This window comes from Devosia aquimaris (assembly GCF_020169335.1).
In the GTDB taxonomy this organism is placed as follows: Bacteria; Pseudomonadota; Alphaproteobacteria; order Rhizobiales; family Devosiaceae; genus Devosia; species Devosia aquimaris.
On the sequence record NZ_JAIEZN010000001.1, the window covers coordinates 726,109 to 745,831 of the forward strand.

Sequence of the window (19,723 nt, forward strand, 5' to 3'; positions counted from 1 at the left end):
CTGCGGACGGGCTGGAGCGCTCAAGATTCGTTTTCCCGCAACATTTTGCTGCTCAACCCGGACACGGCGCATTTGGCGCTTGAGCCGCATCGCATGGCGCGCTAACTCGCCGGCCGGAGAGATTTCATGCCGTTTCGGTCACGGGGCATCGCCAGGGAGTTCGGCGCCGCAATCGCGGTGCTTGCCATCTATGTCCTGACGCTGCTGGCCCCGCTGCACCAGGCCGCGGGGCTCCAGCGCGATCTCGCCCAGCTGGGCTTCCAGTCCCAGGCGACCTGGCCGGTCTGCCAGGCGCTGGCAACCGACGAATCCGGCAACCGCCTGCCGGGAACTGTGCAATGCGCTGTCGCCGGTCTCGCCAATAACCAGGTCATTCCGGTTCTGGCCGTTGTTACCCCCGTCGCCATCGTCCGCGCCAGCGATCCGGTCACCTATGCCAGCCTCTTCGCGCCGCACCCCGGTCCGATCGCGCAACACTCGGCCCAGCCCCGCGCCCCTCCAGTAGCGGTCTGATTTCTCCGGGCACTCGTATGCCCATTCAGACCCATTTCATCACTGGAGATCATCATGATCCGCTCTTTTGCACGCGCGGCCGTCGCCGTTGCCACTCTTGCTGCCCTGTCGCTGCCCGCCTTTGCCCATGTCACCCTTGAGGTGCAGGAGGCCAAGCTGGGCTCAACCTACAAGGCCGTGCTCCGCATCCCTCATGGCTGCGGCACCGAGGCCACCAATGCCGTCCGCGTCCAGATCCCCGAGGGCTTCTTCAACGTCAAGCCGATGCCCAAGGCCGGCTGGACACTGGAGACCGTCACCGGCCCCTACGCCGGCAGCTACGACAACCACGGCACCACCATGACCGAAGGCGTCAAGGAGATCGTCTGGTCCGACGGCAATCTGCCCAACGAATTCTATGACGAGTTCGTTTTCCGCGGCACCTTTGCCGGCACCTTGGAACCCGGCAAATTCTACTTCCCCACTATCCAGACCTGCGCCAGTGGCGAGGAGGCCTGGATCGACGTCACCGGTGCGGAAGCCGCTGACATGCCGGCGCCGAGCCTGACGCTGGTCGAAGGCGACGCCCACCACTAGAACCTGTGGGGCGCGGCTCCAGTTGCAACCTTCGGGGTGCAGCTACGGCTGCGCCCGCTTTCTCGTAGCGGTTTAGGGGTAGGGTGATGGTGTCTTTCTCGCGTCGTGGCCGGGTTGCTGTCGGTCTCGCCTGGCTTTTTCTGCTCGCGTTCTGTGCTTCGGCATGGGCGCATGCACAGCTGCTCGAAAGTGCGCCTGTTTCGGGTAGCATCTTGCGAACCAATCCGGGCGAAGTGTCGCTCTCATTCAATGAACCTGTGACACCCCTTGCGGTGTCGCTAATCGCGCCAGACGGCACCGCGACCGACCTGCTGTCTGCCACCAGCGGCGGCCAAAATCTCAACGTTACCCTACCACGAGACCTGACCCAGGGGACCCATCTTCTCAGCTGGCGCGTCGCCTCGATCGATGGCCATCCCATTGGCGCATCCGTGGTTTTCTCCATCGGAAGCGTCACCCAGACCCAGGCCGCACCCGGCGGCGATCCCTTGGTTGCCCCGCTGCTCTGGGCAGGAAAGGCCGCGCTCTTCCTCGCCCTGGCCTTCGGCATCGGCACCGCCGCCTTCAGCCGCGTCGCACCCCTGCCAAAACGCAGCCAATCGATCGCGCAAGCCTTTGTTATCATTGGTCTTAGCGCTTCGCTGTTCACCCTCTGCCTGCAGGGTCTGGATGCCCTCGGTCGGCCCCTCACCGCCGCCCTGTCACCACCGGTCTGGACCACTTCAATGGGCACCAGCTACGGCATCACCGCCTGTGTCCTGGGCCTGGCTTTTCTCCTGTCTTTTCTTGGACTTAGGCGCGGCGGTCGGGCAGGGGCCGCGCTCATTGTCCTCTCAGCCATCCTGGCCCCGCTCGCCCTGGCGCTCAGCGGTCACGCCAGCACTGCCGCGCCGCAAGTGCTTACGCGGCCAGCAGTTTTTCTGCATGTCGCCGGCATCCTCTTCTGGCTCGGCGCACTCATTCCACTCGCCGAACTCCTGGCAACGGCGGGCGAGGAAGCCGACGGCGCGCTGCGCCGTTTCTCCCGCATAATCCCCTTCGCTGTTGGCGCTATTCTCCTCTCGGGGATCACCCTGGCAGCCATACAGCTCGGCGTGCCAGGGCCCACCTGGCTCTCGCCCTATGGCGCCATCCTGGCTGTCAAGCTATTGCTGTTGCTGCTGGTTTTTGCCTTGGCGCTGTACAATCGTCGCAGCCTAACCCGCCCGGCTTTGGCCGGAGACGCCAATGCCCGGCGCCGCCTGCGGGCAAGCATTCTGGCCGAGGTCGTGCTGGTGTCCCTCGTGCTTGGTCTAGTTGCCGGTTGGCGTTTCACCCCACCGCCGCGTGCCCTGGCAGAAGCCGCGGTGGTCGCAGACCCCATCTTTGCCCATGTGATGGACGAAAAGGTGATGGCCATGCTCACAGTCACCCCTGGCCAGCCCGGCCCGGTCAGCATCGCCATCGACGTCATGGATGCCGACATGGCGCCGCGCTCGGTCCAGGGCGTTCACCTCGCCTTGTCTCAGCCGGCCCGTGGTATCCAGCCCATCGTGCAGACAGCAACCGGCGCCGAAAGCACTTGGCAGGTCAATGACTTGACCCTGCCTTTCGGCGGCAGTTGGACCGTCGCCGTCACCATCCGCCTCGGCGCCTTCGAGCAGCGGACAATCACCGGTTCGCTCGATCTGCCCTGATGGCGCGCGTTATTGCGCCGCCACCATGGCCTGCTGCAGCGCCATCAGGATGCGCCCGTCCTGCACCCGCACACCATAAGTGCGCACCCGGCCCTCATCGGCGCCCATGGCCTCGCCGGTGGCGAGGTCAAACACCCAGTTGTGCAGCGGGCAGGTGACCGATGCCCCATGCACAATGCCTTCGCTCAACGGCCCCTGCTTGTGCGGGCATCGGTTTTCCAGCGCAAACACCTGATCCTGATGCGTGCGGAACACGGCGATCTTGCCCTCCGGCGTGCTGACGCAGCGCGCGCCGCGGCGGGGAATGGCATCCAGGCTGCCGATATCGATCCAGTCATCCGTCATAACCTGCTCCATCACTCTGCCGCCATCGGCACGGCCAGTTCGGCCATGGCCGCGAATTCATGCGCGTCCTTGCCGTTCACGCGCTCTTCCCAGGGGTCGACCTGGGCAAAGCGCTGCGAGAACACAAACCGGTCGAAATAGTGCCGACGCTTGGCGTGGTCGGTCACCACATTGGCCAGGATCGACGGCGTGCCCACGCGCTTGGCCCATTTGTAGATGCGCTCGAGATAGCGACCCTGTTCGCGATAGAGCTGGGTCAGCGCCACGATGATCTCCAGCGCCTCATCCTCGCTGTCGGCATGGCACAACAGCTCGGTGCCCTTGATGTCCAGCCCTGCAGCGCCGGCAAAGTGGATGTCATAGCCGCTGTCCACGCAGATCACGCCAATGTCCTTGCAGGTCGCCTCAGCGCAATTGCGCGGGCAGCCTGATACCGCCAGTTTGACCTTGGCCGGTGTCCAGGCGCCCCACATGAACTTTTCCAGCCGAATGCCCAGCCCTGTGGAATCCTGCGTGCCGAAACGGCACCAGTCCGACCCGACGCAGGTTTTGACTGTGCGCAGCCCCTTGGCATAAGCGGCACCAGACACCATGCCGGCGGCGTTGAGATCAGCCCAGACGCCCGGCAGGTCCTCCTTGCGCACGCCCAGCAGGTCGATGCGCTGTCCGCCGGTGACCTTCACCGCCGGAATGGCGAACTTGTCGGCCACATCGGCAATGGCGCGCAGTTCCTTGGGGCTGGTCATGCCGCCCCACATGCGCGGCACCACCGAATAGGTCCCGTCCTTCTGGATATTGGCGTGCACCCGCTCGTTGATGAAGCGACTCTGGCCATCATCCTCATATTCACCCGGCCAGTCGGCGACGAGATAATAGTTTAGCGCCGGTCGGCACTTGGCGCAGCCGCAACTGGTCTTCCACTCCAGCTCCTGCATCACCGCCGGAATGGACTTGAGCCCCTTGGCGATGATCAGCCGGCGCACGTCGTCGTGGCCATAGTCAGTGCAGGCGCACATTGGCTGCACTGCTGCCGGATTGTAGCTGTCGCCCAGCGTCAGATGCAGCAGTTGCTCCACAAGGTGGGTGCACGATCCGCATGAAGCCGAGGCCTTGGTGTGGGCGCGCACACCATCGAGCCCGGTCAGGCCCTTGCCGGTGATTGCGTCGGTGATCTTGCCCTTGCATACGCCGTTGCAGCCACAGATCTCTGCCTCATCCGGCAAGGCTGCAACGGCCGCCATAGGGTCCAGTGGGGTGCCCCCCTGATAGGCCTGGCCAAAGATCAGCGTGTCGCGCATCTCGCGCGTGTCGACGCCGCGCCGCAACAAGTCAAAATACCAGGGCCCATCGCTGGTCTCGCCATAGAGCACGGCACCGATGATGCGATCATCCTTGAGCACCAAGCGCTTGTAGATGCCGGCGCTGGCGTCGCGCAGCACGATCTCCTCGCGGTCTTCGGCCTCGCCAAAGTCGCCGGCCGAGAACAGGTCGATGCCCGTCACCTTGAGCTTGGTCGAGGTGACCGAGCCGGCATAGGCTGCTGGTGCCGCCACCAGCGTCTGCGCCAGCACCTGCGCCATCTCGTAAAGCGGCGCCACCAGCCCGTAGCAAACGCCTCTGTGTTCCGCGCATTCGCCCAGCGCAAACACACTGGGATCGTCGGTTCGCATCTGGTCGTCCACCACAATGCCGCGGTTGACCGCCAGCCCCGCCGCCTTGGCAAGGCCGGTCGAGGGGCGGATGCCCACGGCCATCACCACCATCGAGCAGTCGATCACCGTGCCGTCGCTCAGTTCCACGCCGGTTACGCGTTCCTCGCCCAGCACGCGCTGTGTATTGGCGCGGGTGATCACCGTCACCCCGCGATCAGCGAAGGCCCGCTCCAGCAAATAGCCCGCTGCCGGGTCGAGCTGACGTTCCATCAGTGTTGGTCCCAGATGCAGCACCGTCACGTCCATCCCGCGCATCTTGAGGCCCGCTGCCGCTTCCAGCCCCAGCAGACCGCCGCCGATAACCACAACCTTGCAGCCGGAACCCGCCGCCAGCATCTTGTCGACGTCATCGAGGTCGCGATAGGTGATAACGCCATCCAACTGATGCCCCGGCACCGGCGGGATGAAGGGGCTCGACCCTGTGGCGATGACCAGCCGGTCGTAGTCGGCCACGATGCCATTGCTCGACACCACGCGCTTGGCGGCCCGGTCGATCAGCGTTACCGGCGAGGCCTTGTGCAGCGTCACACCATTGTCGGCGTACCATGCGTCATCATGGGTGATGATTTCCTCGTAGGTCTTCTCGCCCGAGAGCACCGGCGATAGCATTAGCCGATTGTAGTTCACCCGCGGCTCGGCATTGAAGATGGTCACCTCGAACCGCCCTGGTGCGGCCTCAAACAGATGCTCCAGCATCCGCCCCGGTGCCATGCCGTTGCCGACGATGACAAGTTTTTCGCTCATGTGCCTTCTCCTTTTGGGCGGCGCAAAACAAAAAAGCTGCCAACTGGAGCGCACCGGTGGTTCACACCGAAGAGCGGTCAGTTGGCAGCTTTGCCGTAGTGAGCGCCCAACGCTGGACGCCAATCTGTTTGGGACCCAAGGGATCCCGATGGCACTGACAATGCAGGAACCGTGCCATATGGCGGGCTCGGACAAAATCGAGACGCATCAGCACATTGCGCGTCGCCTGGGCACTGCGGCACTCCCGTCGCGGCGGGCCTGCCGCACATTGATGCAGCGATCTGCCTATTTGCGCGGCGCCTGATTGGGGCTGCTGCATCTCTGCGCAGTCGCGACGCGGTTGCATGTGCGGCCTGCCAAGCATGTCATTGCGCTCGTCCTCCCCATGCACTACCTTCAGACCCGACACGCAAATAGGTGCGAAGGGCGCTACCGGCCATGTCCGGGTACAGCGACCGCGCACACAGGAGACTAAAGTGACCGATTCCGATCGGTCCGCCGCCGATTTGTCGCCAGGCGACGACTCGGCAATTCGCTCCCGTTCTGGCCCAGGCCAGGCCGGGAGGGCAGGGCCCCGGGGGGCCGTGCCCGCTGCGGAAAAGCGGACATCTGCCGCCCCAAATCCGACTCGCCGTCATCGGGGGCCGCTCTATGCCGCGCTCGATCTGGGCACAAACAATTGCCGCCTGCTCATCGCACGGCCGCATGACCACGGCTTCCGCGTCCTTGATGGCTTCACCCGCATCGTCCGGCTGGGAGAAGGCGTGTCTGTGACCGGACGGTTGGGCGACGCAGCCATGGAGCGGACCTTCGAGGCGCTGCGCCAGTGCCGCAACAAGTTGCGCGAACACCAGCCCGCCCGCATGCGCCTGATTGCCACCGAGGCCTGCCGGGTCGCAGAGAACGGCCCCGCCTTCCTCGAACGCATCAAGGAAGAGATCGGGCTCGATCTCGAGATCGTCGATCGTCGGACCGAGGCTGAGCTGGCGGTTACCGGCTGCGCCGACCTGATTGACTCCGACGCGGCCGGCGCCTTGATGTTCGACATTGGTGGCGGTTCATCGGAACTGGCCTGGCTCGATTTCCGCGGCGGCCGACCCAAGTCGCAAGGGCGCATGCCAGCCTCGATCCGCTCCTGGCAGTCGCTGCCGGTGGGCGTGGTGTCCATTGCCGAAAAATTCGGTGGCGTCGATGTCACCCCTGAGGTCTTTGAGGCCATGGTGGCCTATGTCAGCGAGCATCTGCGCCAGTTCCGCGGCCGCGAGAAGCTGCGCCAGATGATCGCCAACCACGCGGTGCACCTCATCGGCACGTCCGGCACGGTGACGACCCTGGCCGGCTTGCATCTGGGCCTGGAGCGCTATGAGCGGCAGAAGGTCGATGGCCTCTGGATGAAGCGCGCCGAAGTCGACGCCACCATGAAAATCCTGCTCGGCATGCCCTATGACCGCCGCGTCGCCCATGCCTGCATCGGCCGCGACCGGGCAGATCTCGTGCTGCCCGGCTGCGCCATTTTCGAGGCCATTCGCCGCGAATGGCCGACGGAACGGGTGCGGGTGGCTGACCGCGGCCTGCGTGAGGGCATACTCATTTCGCTGATGGATGCGGACCGTACCCGGTCACGCGCCTCGCGCTATCCTCGGAGAAACGCCAATGGTGGATAAAGCTCTCGGCACGGGCGGACGCAAGTCCGACAAGGATCTCAAGATCCGCGTCAAATCCGCCAAGGGCCGCAAGGTCAGCTCGACCAAGTGGCTCGAGCGCCAGCTCAATGATCCCTATGTCGCCCGGGCCCGCTCGGAAGGCTATCGGTCTCGCGCGGCCTTCAAGATCAAGGAGATGGACGAAAAGCACCATCTGTTCCGCAAGGGCATGCGCATTGTCGATCTGGGCGCGGCGCCCGGCGGCTGGTCGCAGGTTGCGGCCAAGGCCACCGGTTCGACCGAAGCCAATCCGCTGATCGTGGGCATCGACTATCTCGAGATGGACCCCATTCCCGGCGTCATCCTGCTGCGCAAGGACTTCACCGAGGACGACGCCCCCGGCATGCTGATCGAAGCCATGGGCGGCAAGAAGGCCGATCTGGTGATGAGCGACATGGCCTGGCCCACCACCGGCCATCGCCCCACCGACCACCTGCGTATCGTTCAGCTCATCGAGGTCGCAGCGGCCTTTGCGCTCGATGTGCTTTCGCCCGGCGGCACCTTCGTCGCCAAGGTGTTCCAGGGGGGCACCGAGCATGAACTGCTGCACATGCTCAAGCGCCACTTCAAGAGCACCTTCCACGCCAAGCCGCCCTCCAGCCGCGCAGATTCGGCCGAAGCCTATCTCATCGCCAAGGGCTTCAAGGGCAGCAACGATACCGTCCCGGGCGAGGGCGAATACGACCGCTAGGCGCTGCTTGCTGTTGACGTTTGTGCTGGGCGAGCGCCGGTGCGCCGCTCAGTGCCCGTCGCCCCCTTGAGCATGTGTCAGCTGGTGCCCGGCATTCCTTGGCAGGCGATAGAACATCACCGTCGAGATCAGGCACACGGCCGCCAGCACGAAGAAGGCGAAGTGGAAATCGCTCAGCACCAGTTCGCCCCCGCGCAGGGCCTGGCTGGCTTCCAGCATGCCACCGCCTAGCGCCACGCCCAGGGCAATCGACAGCTGCGTTGATACCTGGGCAATCACATTGGCCTGGCCGGCGTCCTTGTCCTCGATATCGGCGAACACAAAGGCATTGCTTCCCGTCCAGAAGATCGACTGCCAGAAGCCCACGAACACCAGGATAGCGATGATCAGCGCCACCGCCGTGTCCGGCGTATAGAGCCCCATGGCCAACAGGCCACAGGCCGAGATCGCCGTCGACAGCGTCAGCGCCGTGCGGAAGCCCATGCGCAGAAACAGCATATTGGCCACGAATTTGGCGATGATCGCGCCCACGGCCCCGGCAAAGGTGATCATGCCCGATTCAAACGGCGTATAGCCAAAGCTCAGCTGCAGCATCAGCGGAAACAGGAACGGCGTCGCACCCTGGCCGAGCCGGAAGAAAGTCCCCGCCACGACCGCACTGCGGAAGAAGGGGAAGCGCAGCAAACGTAGGTCAAACAGCGGATTTTCGATGGACAGGGCGTGTCGCGCATAGGCGAAGGCCAGAGCCACGCCCAGGATCGTCGCGACGATGCCCACCATGGGTGGCAGGGCCGGAAGGCTGATCACCGCCGTGCCAAAGGCAAACAGCGCAAAGGCCGGACCGGCCAGGGCAAAGCCCTTGAAGTCCATTGTGCCAGTGGGGTGCCGCACGGTCTCGGGCAGGAAACGGCTCACCAGCGCAATGCCCAGGACACCAATCGGCACATTGATCAGGAAGATCCAGTGCCAGGAAAAATAGGTGGTCAGGAAACCGCCGAAGGGCGGGCCAACAATAGGCCCCACCAGACCCGGAATGGTCAGCCACGCCATGGCATTGACCAGGTCGTGACGCGGCGTCGAGCGCACCAAGACGAGGCGGGCCACCGGCGTCATCAGTGCCCCACCCATGCCCTGCAGGAAGCGCGCAGCAACGAAAGCCAGCAGCGAATTGGAAAAGGCGCAGGCAATCGACCCCAGCACGAAGACGGCCATGGCGACGCGGAACACATTGCGGGCGCCGAAGCGGTCGGCCATCCAGCTCGATATCGGGATGAAAATGGCCAGCGCCACCAGATAGGCGGTCAGGGCCAGCTTCAGCGAAATGGGATCGGTGCCGATGTCATGGGCAATCGCGGCCAGCGACGTGGCGATGACGGTGGAGTCCATGTTCTCCATGAACAGCGCTGTCGCCAGAATCAGCGGCGTAATGCGCGAACTGCCTATTGAACGGTCGTGCATCGGCTCACTCCTTGGCCTCAGCCACCGTCCGGTGCCCGGACACATCGCTGCCGGCATCCGCTGGAAGCCGGACATAGACCAGCGCTGCCAGAGCGCTGAGACCACCCACGACGAAGAACGCGATCTGGAAATCGATCAGCGACAACGGCGAGCCGCGCATCTGCGTGCTTACTTCCAGGATCGCCCCTGCCACCGCCACGCCAAATGCAACACTGAGCTGCTGTCCAACCGCGACGATCGCCGTGGCCTGGCTGGCCTCTTCATCGCTGACATCGGCGTAGCCCAGCGCGTTGCTGCCGGTGAAGAATACCGAGCGCAGCACGCCGCCAACCAGCAGCACCGCCATGATGACCGGGGCAGGGGTCTGGGCATCGAACAGACCCTGCGCGGCAATCAGCGCCCCGCCGAAAAAGGCCGAGAAGCCCAGTGATCGTGGAAAGCCGAAGCGTGCATAGATGAATTCGGCCAGGAACTTGCTGGCGATGGCGCCAATGGCCGACACAAAGGTGATGGCGCCCGACTGGAACGGTGTCATCCCGAAGCCGAGCTGCAGCATCAGCGGCAGCAGGAACGGCACTGCGCCCACGCCGATGCGGAAGAATGAGCCACCGATAATGGTGGAGCGGAAGAGCCGGTGCCGCAGCAGTTGGGGGTCGAGCAAGGGGTGCTCGGTCCGCCGCGCATGCCAGAAGTACAGCACGCCGGCCAGTACGCCGACCGTCAGCGTGGCATAGCCATATTGTATCGGCAGCGCCGGCAGGCTCACCACTGACAGCCCAAAGACTGTGCCCGAAAACGCGACGGCCGCAATCAGGAACCCACGCACATCGATCCGCCGATTGAGCTCCATATCGGGGACTTTGAGGAAGATGCCGACCAGAATGATGCCGGCAATCCCGATGGGGATATTGATCCAGAAAATCCAGTGCCAGCTGAGATAGGTGGTCAGGAACCCGCCGATCAGCGGTCCGGTCAGTGGCCCCAGCAGCGCCGGCACCGTCAACCAGGCCATGGCCGAAACCAGTTCATTGCGTGGCGTGGAGCGCACCAGCAGCAGCCGGCCAACCGGCGTCATCATCGAGGAGCCGATGCCCTGCAGGAATCGCGACAGCACGAAGGTCTCGAGTGAAAACGAGAACGAGCAGGCCAGCGAGCCGAGCATGAACACGCCGATGGCGACGCGGAACACCGTCTTGGCGCCAAACCGATCCGCCATCCAGCCACTGACGGGAATGAAGATCGCCAGCGCCACGAAATAGGCGGTCAGCGCCAGCTTGAGCGCGATCGGCTCGGCCCCGATGTCGGCGGCAATCGCCGGCAGCGACGTGGCGATCACGGTCGAATCCATCTGCTCCATGAACAGGGCAACCGCCAGGATAAGGGGGGTGACGCGGATCACAATAGCAAGACCGGGGGGAGGAATCGTCAGGCCGCGAACGCGACCACCAATACTATGGGGGTCGCGTCGGACAGTGAAAAGACAATTCCTGTTGTCTCAAGCCGATTTGTGGCTCCGCTCACTCTCCCGTTGCGAACAGGGTCAATACCTCGGCGCGAACAAGCTCGGCGCCAACATCGCCCTGTGCCGCCTCAAGGAAGGCGACGACGCTGGGGCACAGGTCGGGATCGGCGACTCCCTGCGCCAGGGCCGAGAACCCCTCGGAGGTTGCCCCCCGTTTCAGGCTCAGCTTCGCCACGGCCTCCCATTCGGCGTCGGTGGCTGCCCTGCGTTCGACGGGGTGGTCGCGACCTTCGCGCGCCGCCTGCAGCATGGTGGCCAGATTGCTCAGCGCAGCGCGGGTGTGACGGGCGGCGAAATCGGTGCCTGCCATGGCGCCCGCCCCGTGGATGGCATATTCGGCGCAAACCTGCGGCCCATCCGCATCAGTTACGCTTCGATAGAGATCGCTCATGCTGGTCGCGAGTGCCGCCAAGGCGGTGTCCCCGGCCTTGGCAATATAGGGCGCATTCTGCGCTTTCAGGTCCAGCAGCACACGCATCGTGGTGGCCTCGACGTCGCCGCCGACGGCAATCTCCATCGCCACTGCGCTTTTGAACGCGGCGTATTCGGTAGGAAAGCCCTGCGAAAGAACGTCGGCCAGCTCCGGCGACAGGCTCTGTATGACAGCCGCAACATTTTCCGATGGCATTTCCTCGGCGCGGGCCTCGACAGCCTTCAAGACGGCGAGTGCCGCCACGGCGCCAATGGTACCCAGGACCAGGCGGGGCAGGAGTTTGCGGCTGCGGATGAAGCTTGCGAACGGGGAGAGCATGGCTTTGGCCTTTCACGGTTTGGCGCTTGGCGCTGTTGGTGAAACGACCATGCCGCCTTGGCCGCGACTGCGCTGTTCCCTGCGGAACCTGGCACTATTTGGCTCGCTTGGGTTTGCATGGCCAACCTGCGTTGGCCCTCTATGCAAGCACGGGTCCGGGTGCTAATGACCCATGCCAACCTGAACCCGCACCATCCTCCGTGCCGGGTTCTTTATCCATCATCTCTGATCTCATTCAGAAGTCCGGAAGGGTCTGGCCTTGGCGAAGATTATTACCACTATCACCGGCGATGCGGCCCTCACCTTTGATGATGTGCTGCTGCAGCCCGCGCGCTCGGATGTCCTGCCCACCGAGACCGACATTTCCACCTATGTCACCAAGGACATAGCGCTTAATCTTCCCATCCTGTCTTCCGCCATGGATACCGTCACCGAGAGTGCCATGGCCATCGCCATGGCGCAGGCCGGCGGCATGGGCGTCATTCACAAGAACCTCACCGCCGAGCAGCAGGCCGAGCAGGTGCGCATGGTCAAGTCGTTCGAAAGCGGCATGGTCATCAACCCCATCACCATCGGCCCCGATGCGACGCTCGCCGATGCCCTGGCGCTGATGCAGGCCAACCGCATTTCGGGCATTCCGGTTGTCGAGAATGGTGGCAAGGGCGGCCGTGCCGTCGGCAAGCTGGTGGGTATTCTCACCAACCGCGACGTGCGCTTTGCCTCTCATCCGGCCCAGCCGATCCGCGAGTTGATGACGGCTGAGCGCCTAGTCACGGTGCGCGACGGCGTGTCCAAGGATGAAGCCAAGGTGCTGCTGCACAAGCACCGCATCGAAAAGCTGCTGGTGGTCGATGCCGACTACCGCTGCACCGGCCTGATCACCGTCAAGGATATCGAAAAGGCCCAGCTCAACCCCAATGCCGTCAAGGACGACCAGGGGCGTCTCCGCGTCGCCGCGGCGTCCACCGTCGGTGATCAGGGCTTTGAACGCTCGCTGCAGCTCATTGATGCCGGTGTTGACCTGCTGGTCATCGACACCGCCCATGGCCATTCGGTCCGCGTTGCCGAGGCCGTCGAGCGCGTCAAGCGCGAGAGCAATGGCGTGCGCATCGTCGCTGGCAATGTGGCAACTGCCGAAGCCACCAAGGCGCTCATCGATGCGGGCGCTGATTCCATCAAGGTGGGCATTGGCCCCGGCTCAATCTGCACCACCCGCATAGTTGCCGGTGTTGGTGTGCCGCAGCTGGCTGCTGTCATGGCCTGCGCCGAAGAGGGCGCCCGTCAGGGCATTCCGGTGATCGCCGATGGCGGCATCAAATTCTCCGGCGACATGGCCAAGGCCCTTGCCGGCGGCGCCTCGTGCGTCATGGTCGGCTCGCTCCTGGCCGGTACCGACGAGAGCCCCGGCGAGGTCTATCTCTACCAGGGCCGCTCCTACAAATCCTACCGCGGCATGGGCTCGGTGGGCGCCATGGGCTCGGGCTCTGCCGACCGTTATTTCCAGCAGGACGTGCGCGACCAGATGAAACTGGTGCCCGAGGGCATCGAGGGTCAGGTGCCCTATAAGGGGGCTGCCGGCGCCGTGCTGCACCAGCTTGCCGGCGGCCTGCGCGCTTCCATGGGCTACACTGGCGCGCACACCCTCAAGGAATTCCGCGACAATTCGGTCTTTGTGAAGATCTCCGGCGCGGCGCTGAGCGAAAGCCACGTCCACGACGTGACCATCACCCGCGAAGCCCCGAACTATCGCAGCGGGCGATAGTTCGGCGTTTCAGGCACCATCCTGCCGCACCTGCTGCACGGCACCTCATCCTCGATGAGAGAGGCCGGCAGTGGGTGCCACAGCGCTCCGGCCCCCGCACGCGCCACCAAAAAGTGATTCATCCACAGTGTCTTGTGGCGCGTAGCAGACTCTCAACCAGAGCCTGAAAACCGCCAATGGAGCGCGCCCCATGACCCCGGTCGAAAAACTTCTCATCCTGGCCATGGCCGGTCAGGCCATTCTCGCCATGCTGATTGTGGTGCTGATGGGCCGCATCCGTGTGCCGCTGGTGCTCTCGGGCGCGATATCCCCGGCCGATGCCGCCGCTGGCCGGGCGCAATATCCCGAGCGGGCACAATTGCTGTCCAACAACTTCAACAACCAGTTCCAGCTGCCGGTGCTGTTCTTTGTGGTGTGTCTGCTGGCCCTGTGGTCGGGGGGCGCGACATTGATTGAGGCCGCGTTGGCGCTGGCCTTTGTCGTCCTGCGCTATGTCCACGCCTATGTCCATGTGGTGGTCAACAAGGTGCACCGCCGCTTCGCGGTTTACACCGCCGGCCTTGCGGTGCTCGCCATCCTCTGGCTATTGGTCCTTCTTCGCCTCCTCCTCAGCTGAGCTTGCCCCATGCGCCTTCCCGGCCGACTGTCTGCCGCCATCGATGTCCTCACCGATGTCGAAACCCGCAAGCGCCCGGTCAGCGAGGCGCTCAAGGCATGGGGGCTCAACAATCGCTTTGCCGGGGCAGGGGATCGCGCCGCCATCGGCAATCTGGTCTATGACGCGCTGCGCCGCCGCGCCTCCCATGCCGCCATCATGGGCGAGGACAGCCCGCGCGCCCTGATCCTGGCCGTCGCCGTGCGCGACTGGGGCAATGATCCCCAGGCCCTGGCAGACAGCTTTGCCGCCGACAGCCATGCGCCGACCCCGCCCACACCCGAGGAAATCGCCCGCTTGAGTGGCACGCTGGGTGACGAGATCGACGGCGCCGTCCGCGCCGACGTCCCGGCCTTTGTCGCCCCCGCGCTGCAACGCGCCTTTGGCGACAGCTGGATCGCAGAGGGTGAGGCGATGTCCGGTCGACCGTCACTCGATCTGCGGACCAATAGCCTCAAGTCCCAGCGCGACCGCGTGCTCAAGTCGCTGGCCCGCTTTGATCCCCAGCCCACCGCCATCGCCCCGCTCGGCGTGACCATGCCGGCCGGGTCCGGCGATTCCCGTACCCCCAATGTCACGACCGACGAGGGTTACCTCAAGGGCTGGTTCGAGGTGCAGGATCAGGGCAGCCAGATCGTCGCGGCGCTGGCCGGCGCGCGACCGGGCGAGCAGGTGCTCGATCTCTGCGCCGGTGCTGGCGGCAAGACGTTGGCCTTGGCTGCTGCCATGGACAACAAGGGGCAGATCTTTGCCTATGACAGTGACCGCAGCCGGCTGGCACCGATCTATGATCGCCTCAAGCGCAATGGTGCCCGCAATGTGCAGGTCCGCGCACCCCAGCCTGATGCCCTCGATGATTTGGTCGGCAAGATGGACCGGGTGGTCATCGATGCGCCCTGCACCGGCACCGGCACCTGGCGCCGCCGGCCCGACACCAAGTGGAAATTGACGCCCGAACTGATCGCCCAGCGCGTGGCCGAGCAGGCCGCCATCCTCGCCGAGGGGCAGCGCTATCTCAAGCCAGGCGGTACGCTGGTCTATATCACCTGCTCCATCCTCCCCGAAGAGAATGACGATCAGGTCGCCGGCTTCCGTGCCGCCCATCCCGACTTTGCCCCCGTGGACGCCGCCGCGCTCTGGCAGGCCACTTTCGGCACGCCGGTTCCCGAAGGCGTCGTCACAACCGGTGGCGGCATCAGCCTCACGCCGCGCCTGACCGGCACCGATGGCTTCTACGTCAACGTGTTGCGCCGCGCCTGATGAGCCCCATCCCGCCGCCTCCGGACAATCAGTCCACAGTCGTCACCATCCGCTTCTTCATCGTTGCAGCCGTGTTGCTGATCGGCGGCGCCATGGCGGCAGTCTGGTTCTCCATTCCCGGGCCGGATACGCGCCATCTGCTGGTCTCGCCTTCGGGGACCAAATCGATCGATATGGCCGAGCTCTGCACGCCTGTGGGCTGCAACCGCGTCACCGTGCTGGATGTCACCCAGCCCGATGGCAGCCACATCCGCAGCGGCTGCCCGCCGCAGCGCGCCGAAACGGTGCCGCTTTTCCATGAGGTGTCGGCCACATGGTCTGATGATGAGACCAGTGTCGACATTGCCTATACGCCCAAGGACGGCGCACCCGGCCAGATGACCGTTGCCCTGGGCGATTGCATCCTCACCCAATAGCACGGTGAACCGCATGGTGTTGCCGGGCGTATAATCTTGACCTGCACCAGACCCGGTTTCCATCATGTCCAGTTCTGCCGCCATCGACTATCGCGCCCCCCGGACCTGGCTGGCCCTCGCGGCCTTCCTCGTCCTGGTCATCGCGGTCGGCGGGCTGATCGGTACCCAGTCTGTGCCGGGTGCGTGGTACGAAGGCCTCATCAAACCGCCGCTCAATCCGCCTAACTGGGTCTTTGGTCCGGTCTGGAGCGCGCTCTATGTGCTGATCGCCATCGCCGGCTGGCGCATCTGGATGCTGGACCGCTCGAGCCGCGCGATGCAGCTCTGGGGCTTGCAGATGCTGCTCAACTGGGCCTGGTCGCCGGTCTGGTTCCTCGCACAGATGCCCTGGGCCGCCTTTGCCATTCTCATCCTGATGTGGCTGGCCATTGTCGGCTTCATTGTCACCAGCCGCAAACACGATCCGCTCGCGCCCTGGCTCTTTGTGCCCTATCTCGCCTGGGTGAGCTTTGCCGGCTATCTCAACCTGGCTATCGCCATCCTCAACTAGCCGGCTGCGGCACGGCGCGGGCAGGGGGCTGATCCTCCAGCCCTCGCGCCCAGGCCATCACCGGCGCCTCCATGAAGCGATAGGAGAGGGTCGCCAGCACCATGGTGATCACCACTGTCGCCGCGACCGAGGTCAGCCACAACCCGGCGTCGCTCATCCCGCCATAGACCAGGTCCGGCACGGCATAGACCTGGATCAGCTCGATGACGATGGTGTGGTAGACGTAGATGCCGAACGAAATCTGCGCGAGGAACCGCACTACGCCATTGTCCAGCAATCGCCCGAGCAGAACGGTTGATGGTCCTGTCACCAGCACCACGCCGATCAGTGCGTGCATCATGGGGAAGCGATAGGGTACGCGCAGCCAGCCATAGAGCTCTCCGGCCTCGGCATAGGCCTGCGTAAACATGTAGTGGCCCACCACGATCAGCGCCGCCAGGCAGATCACATCCATCAGCCAGTGCCGAAACCGCGCCAGCATCACCTGCACGCCACCCGCGAGCGCGCCGACGGCGAACATGGCGAAAAAGCCAAAGGGATTGAACCAGGGCATCCACACCTTGGCACCGCCCTGCATGCCATATTCCCAGCCCTTGCGATGGGGATCAACCACGACCCAGTTGCTGAAGGCCATGTGTCCGAGCAACGCGACACCGATCACAGCAAGGAACGCCAACCGGCTCGCCCAGGCGGGCAGGCGGCGGCCAAAGACGAACAGCGCCACAAAGCCGATCGGCAGCAACACATAGGAGGTCACCTCAAAGCTGATCGACCACAGCGGCCCGTTGACCTCGACCGGAAACAGCGTCAGCCAGTGCCAGTCGCTGACCAGCAGAAGCCCCGAGAGGTAGCGCAGCCACAGCCAGCCGTCAGCCTGGGCATGCCAGACAAAGATCGACAGGACAAAGGTCACCGTCAGCGCCAGCCAGTAGCCGGGCAGGATGCGCGCCGCGCGTCGCAGCGCATAGATGCGCAAGGACGGCGTGGTGTCGCCCCGGTCGAGCGCCTGCCAGAAGGGCCGTGCAAGCAGGAATCCGCTGAGCACAAAGAAAATGCCCACGCCAAAAGTGCCGCCATTGGCCAGCGCCTGGGCAATGTCGGGCTCCCCCAGTGGCGTGCGGAAGTCGATCTTCTGCGTCAGGTGGTGAAACAGCACGATAAAGCAGGCACTGGCACGCACGAAGTCCGCACCCAGCAGGCGACCCGGCGGGTTCTGCATCATTCCTCCCATTTCTGCATGGGCGTTCCTCCAACGCCCCGCTTGCGGAATCCGCGTACTCTGGCTAAAGCCTCGCCATGCAGCACCCAGACAATACTTCCCGCACCGACACCATTCTCATCGTCGACTTCGGATCGCAAGTCACGCAGCTGATTGCGCGCCGAATTCGCGAGACCGGCGTCTATTGTGAAATCCATCCCTTCCAGAGCGCCGCGGCGGCCTTTGCCACCATGCGGCCCAAGGGCGTGATCTTCTCGGGTGGCCCTGCATCGGTCACCGAACCCGGCAGCCCGCGCGCGCCGCAGGAGATCATCGACTCCGGCCTGCCGATCCTGGCCATCTGCTATGGCCAGCAGACGTTCTGCCTGCAGCTGGGCGGCAAGGTCGAGGGTGGCCATCACCGCGAATTTGGGCGCGCCGATGTCGAAGTGCTGCAGCCCAGCGCGCTCTACGAGGGCATCTGGGATGTTGGCGGCAAATATCCTGTCTGGATGAGCCATGGCGACCGCGTCACCGAACTGCCCGAGGGCTTTTCGGTCATGGCGACCTCGCCCAATGCGCCCTTTGCCATTGCCGGCGATGAGACCAAGAAGCGCTACACCACCATGTTCCACCCCGAGGTGGTTCACACGCCCGATGGCGGGAAGCTCTTGGCCAACTTCGTGCACAAGATCGTCGGTCTCAAGTCCGACTGGAACATGGCCGCCTATCGCAGCAAGATGATCGAAAAGATCCGCGCCCAGGTCGGCAAGGAACGCGTTATCTGCGGCCTTTCCGGTGGCGTCGATTCCTCGGTGGCTGCGGTGCTCATCCATGAGGCCATTGGCGATCAGCTTACCTGCATTTACGTCGACCACGGCCTGATGCGCCTCAATGAGAGCGAACAGGTCGTCACTATGTTCCGCGATCAGTACAATATCCCGCTGGTGCACGTGGATGCCTCCGAGGTGTTCCTGCGCGAGCTGGATGGCCAGGCGGACCCCGAAACCAAGCGCAAGATCATCGGGCGCCTGTTCATCGAAACGTTCGAGGCCGAAGCCAAGAAGATCGGCGGCGCCCGCTTCCTCGCCCAGGGCACGCTGTATCCCGACGTCATCGAATCGGTGTCCTTCACCGGCGGTCCCTCCGTCACCATCAAGAGCCACCACAATGTCGGTGGCCTGCCCGAGCGCATGAACATGGCGCTGGTCGAGCCGCTGCGCGAGCTGTTCAAGGACGAAGTGCGTGTGCTGGGCCGCGAACTGGGCCTACCCGAGAGCTTTATTGGCCGCCACCCCTTCCCGGGGCCGGGCCTGGCCATCCGCTGCCCGGGCGGCATCACCCCCGAAAAGCTCGACATCCTACGCCAGGCCGATGCCATCTATCTCGATGAGATCCGCAAGTCTGGTCAGTATGACAAGATCTGGCAGGCCTTCGCCGTGCTGTTGCCGGTGCAGACCGTGGGTGTCATGGGCGATGGCCGCACCTATGAATTCGTCTGCGCCCTACGCGCCGTGACCTCGGTAGACGGCATGACCGCCGATTTCTACCAGTTCGACATGAACTTCCTGGGCAAGACGGCCACGCGCATCATCAACGAAGTGCGCGGCATCAATCGCGTGGTCTATGACGTCACGAGCAAGCCCCCCGGCACCATCGAGTGGGAGTGATCCCACTCGCTATCGCCTTCAGGCCTTGATGCGGATGCTGGTGTTGTCGGCACCGTGGGCCCGAACCAGGTTGTAGAGCGTCTTGGCATTGCTGGTCTTGAGCCGCACGCAGCCGTGTGAGGCGGGCGAGCCGAGCGCGGACACGTGGCTGGTGCCGTGGATGGCGTAGCCGCCGCGGAAGAAGATCGAATAAGGCATGGGCGCGTTGTCATATTTCCGCGAGTAGTATTCGCGATGCATGCGCGTCGGTTGGTAGCTGCCCTGCGGCGTGCGATACCCCTTCTTGCCGGTGGACACATCCCATCGGTATTCCCGAACGCCATCGACAGTCACGGTCATGGTCTGTTGCGACAGATCGACAACGATATTGACATCCGCGGCGCTCGCAGGCGCCGCCAATACCATAAGGCTCAACAGAAAAAAGACGATCCTGGCCAAGTCAATGCCCCCAAGTGCAGTGTTCGACACAGTCAATGGTATGATGAGGCGTTGATTGGCGGAATTTCTATTTGCCGTTTACA

The 19,723-nt window shown here is 64.1% G+C and carries 18 protein-coding genes; 11 read left to right on the top strand and 7 right to left on the bottom strand.

The genetic code is table 11. From position 1 onward, the window contains the following. The first annotated feature begins 126 nt into the window (after positions 1–126). From K1177_RS03450 to K1177_RS03460, 3 genes are all read left to right on the top strand, one after another. Positions 127–513, top strand: a complete 387-nt coding sequence (locus tag K1177_RS03450; RefSeq protein ID WP_224701930.1) for a hypothetical protein — start codon at positions 127–129, stop codon at positions 511–513. Positions 514–567: 54 nt separating this feature from the next. Next, on the top strand, positions 568–1,089 hold the full coding sequence (locus tag K1177_RS03455; RefSeq protein ID WP_224701931.1) for a YcnI family copper-binding membrane protein: 522 nt from the start codon (positions 568–570) through the stop codon (positions 1,087–1,089). 86 nt (positions 1,090–1,175) lie between these two features. Then, positions 1,176–2,765: a copper resistance CopC/CopD family protein gene (locus K1177_RS03460; protein WP_224701932.1), complete on the top strand. Its 1,590-nt coding sequence runs from the start codon at positions 1,176–1,178 to the stop codon at positions 2,763–2,765. Positions 2,766–2,774: 9 nt separating this feature from the next. Here K1177_RS03460 and nirD read toward each other — a convergent pair whose 3' ends face one another. Together nirD and nirB are read right to left on the bottom strand one after the other, a co-directional pair. Further along, a complete protein-coding gene (gene nirD, locus K1177_RS03465) occupies positions 2,775–3,110 on the bottom strand; it encodes a nitrite reductase small subunit NirD (RefSeq protein ID WP_224701933.1) in 336 nt (111 codons plus the stop codon). An 11-nt stretch (positions 3,111–3,121) separates the two neighbouring features. After that, positions 3,122–5,566, bottom strand: coding sequence for a nitrite reductase large subunit NirB (gene nirB, locus K1177_RS03470; protein ID WP_224701934.1), 2,445 nt, complete (start codon positions 5,564–5,566; stop codon positions 3,122–3,124). A gap of 362 nt (positions 5,567–5,928) precedes the next feature. Between nirB and K1177_RS03475 the strand changes: the two genes are divergently transcribed. Both K1177_RS03475 and K1177_RS03480 read left to right on the top strand, forming a co-directional pair. Further along, a complete protein-coding gene (locus tag K1177_RS03475; RefSeq protein ID WP_318153268.1) occupies positions 5,929–7,230 on the top strand; it encodes a Ppx/GppA phosphatase family protein in 1,302 nt (433 codons plus the stop codon). Beyond that, positions 7,220–7,960 carry an RlmE family RNA methyltransferase gene (locus tag K1177_RS03480; protein ID WP_224701936.1) on the top strand — a complete coding sequence of 247 codons (741 nt, stop codon included), beginning with the start codon at positions 7,220–7,222 and terminating at the stop codon, positions 7,958–7,960. The genes K1177_RS03475 and K1177_RS03480 overlap by 11 nt, the downstream gene beginning before the upstream one ends. A 48-nt stretch (positions 7,961–8,008) precedes the next feature. Here K1177_RS03480 and K1177_RS03485 read toward each other — a convergent pair whose 3' ends face one another. The 3 genes from K1177_RS03485 to K1177_RS03495 form a co-directional block, all read right to left on the bottom strand. Further along, the gene (locus K1177_RS03485; RefSeq protein WP_224701937.1) at positions 8,009–9,418 is read right to left on the bottom strand and encodes an MFS transporter; all 1,410 of its coding nucleotides are present in this window, start codon (positions 9,416–9,418) and stop codon (positions 8,009–8,011) included. Between the two features lie 4 nt (positions 9,419–9,422). After that, positions 9,423–10,817: an MFS transporter gene (locus tag K1177_RS03490; RefSeq protein ID WP_224701938.1), complete on the bottom strand. Its 1,395-nt coding sequence runs from the start codon at positions 10,815–10,817 to the stop codon at positions 9,423–9,425. A 118-nt stretch (positions 10,818–10,935) separates the two neighbouring features. Further along, a complete protein-coding gene (locus K1177_RS03495; RefSeq protein WP_224701939.1) occupies positions 10,936–11,616 on the bottom strand; it encodes a hypothetical protein in 681 nt (226 codons plus the stop codon). A gap of 334 nt (positions 11,617–11,950) precedes the next feature. Here K1177_RS03495 and guaB point away from each other — a divergent pair, with 334 nt between their 5' ends. The 5 genes from guaB (at position 11,951) to K1177_RS03520 (ending at position 16,334) form a co-directional block, all read left to right on the top strand. Next, positions 11,951–13,453: an IMP dehydrogenase gene (gene guaB, locus K1177_RS03500; protein ID WP_224701940.1), complete on the top strand. Its 1,503-nt coding sequence runs from the start codon at positions 11,951–11,953 to the stop codon at positions 13,451–13,453. A 190-nt stretch (positions 13,454–13,643) separates the two neighbouring features. Next, positions 13,644–14,069, top strand: coding sequence for an MAPEG family protein (locus K1177_RS03505; protein ID WP_224701941.1), 426 nt, complete (start codon positions 13,644–13,646; stop codon positions 14,067–14,069). A gap of 9 nt (positions 14,070–14,078) precedes the next feature. Continuing rightward, the gene (locus K1177_RS03510; protein WP_224701942.1) at positions 14,079–15,368 is read left to right on the top strand and encodes an RsmB/NOP family class I SAM-dependent RNA methyltransferase; all 1,290 of its coding nucleotides are present in this window, start codon (positions 14,079–14,081) and stop codon (positions 15,366–15,368) included. Beyond that, the gene (locus K1177_RS03515; RefSeq protein ID WP_224701943.1) at positions 15,368–15,784 is read left to right on the top strand and encodes a hypothetical protein; all 417 of its coding nucleotides are present in this window, start codon (positions 15,368–15,370) and stop codon (positions 15,782–15,784) included. Before K1177_RS03510 ends, K1177_RS03515 begins: the two co-directional genes overlap by 1 nt. A gap of 64 nt (positions 15,785–15,848) precedes the next feature. Next, entirely contained in the window at positions 15,849–16,334 is a 486-nt protein-coding gene (locus K1177_RS03520; RefSeq protein WP_224701944.1) for a TspO/MBR family protein, read from the top strand. Here K1177_RS03520 and K1177_RS03525 read toward each other — a convergent pair. Continuing rightward, positions 16,327–17,553 carry an acyltransferase family protein gene (locus tag K1177_RS03525; protein ID WP_224701945.1) on the bottom strand — a complete coding sequence of 409 codons (1,227 nt, stop codon included), beginning with the start codon at positions 17,551–17,553 and terminating at the stop codon, positions 16,327–16,329. The two genes, K1177_RS03520 and K1177_RS03525, sit on opposite strands and share 8 nt — an antisense overlap. Before the next feature lie 77 nt (positions 17,554–17,630). On the opposite strand from K1177_RS03525, the gene guaA reads away from it, so the two are divergent. Next, positions 17,631–19,202, top strand: coding sequence for a glutamine-hydrolyzing GMP synthase (gene guaA, locus K1177_RS03530; RefSeq protein WP_224701946.1), 1,572 nt, complete (start codon positions 17,631–17,633; stop codon positions 19,200–19,202). 18 nt (positions 19,203–19,220) lie between these two features. Here guaA and K1177_RS03535 read toward each other — a convergent pair whose 3' ends face one another. Beyond that, positions 19,221–19,640 carry a L,D-transpeptidase gene (locus tag K1177_RS03535; RefSeq protein ID WP_224701947.1) on the bottom strand — a complete coding sequence of 140 codons (420 nt, stop codon included), beginning with the start codon at positions 19,638–19,640 and terminating at the stop codon, positions 19,221–19,223. Positions 19,641–19,723: the final 83 nt, after the last annotated feature.

Coding starts and splice junctions, on each gene's coding strand:
- K1177_RS03450 (WP_224701930.1), top strand. CDS start 127: ATGCCGTTTCGGTCACGGGGCATCGCCAGGGAGTTCGGCGCCGCAATC.
- K1177_RS03455 (WP_224701931.1), top strand. CDS start 568: ATGATCCGCTCTTTTGCACGCGCGGCCGTCGCCGTTGCCACTCTTGCT.
- K1177_RS03460 (WP_224701932.1), top strand. CDS start 1,176: ATGGTGTCTTTCTCGCGTCGTGGCCGGGTTGCTGTCGGTCTCGCCTGG.
- nirD (WP_224701933.1), bottom strand. CDS start 3,110: ATGACGGATGACTGGATCGATATCGGCAGCCTGGATGCCATTCCCCGC.
- nirB (WP_224701934.1), bottom strand. CDS start 5,566: ATGAGCGAAAAACTTGTCATCGTCGGCAACGGCATGGCACCGGGGCGG.
- K1177_RS03475 (WP_318153268.1), top strand. CDS start 5,929: ATGTCATTGCGCTCGTCCTCCCCATGCACTACCTTCAGACCCGACACG.
- K1177_RS03480 (WP_224701936.1), top strand. CDS start 7,220: ATGGTGGATAAAGCTCTCGGCACGGGCGGACGCAAGTCCGACAAGGAT.
- K1177_RS03485 (WP_224701937.1), bottom strand. CDS start 9,418: ATGCACGACCGTTCAATAGGCAGTTCGCGCATTACGCCGCTGATTCTG.
- K1177_RS03505 (WP_224701941.1), top strand. CDS start 13,644: ATGACCCCGGTCGAAAAACTTCTCATCCTGGCCATGGCCGGTCAGGCC.
- K1177_RS03510 (WP_224701942.1), top strand. CDS start 14,079: ATGCGCCTTCCCGGCCGACTGTCTGCCGCCATCGATGTCCTCACCGAT.
- K1177_RS03515 (WP_224701943.1), top strand. CDS start 15,368: ATGAGCCCCATCCCGCCGCCTCCGGACAATCAGTCCACAGTCGTCACC.
- K1177_RS03520 (WP_224701944.1), top strand. CDS start 15,849: ATGTCCAGTTCTGCCGCCATCGACTATCGCGCCCCCCGGACCTGGCTG.
- K1177_RS03525 (WP_224701945.1), bottom strand. CDS start 17,553: ATGCAGAACCCGCCGGGTCGCCTGCTGGGTGCGGACTTCGTGCGTGCC.
- guaA (WP_224701946.1), top strand. CDS start 17,631: ATGCAGCACCCAGACAATACTTCCCGCACCGACACCATTCTCATCGTC.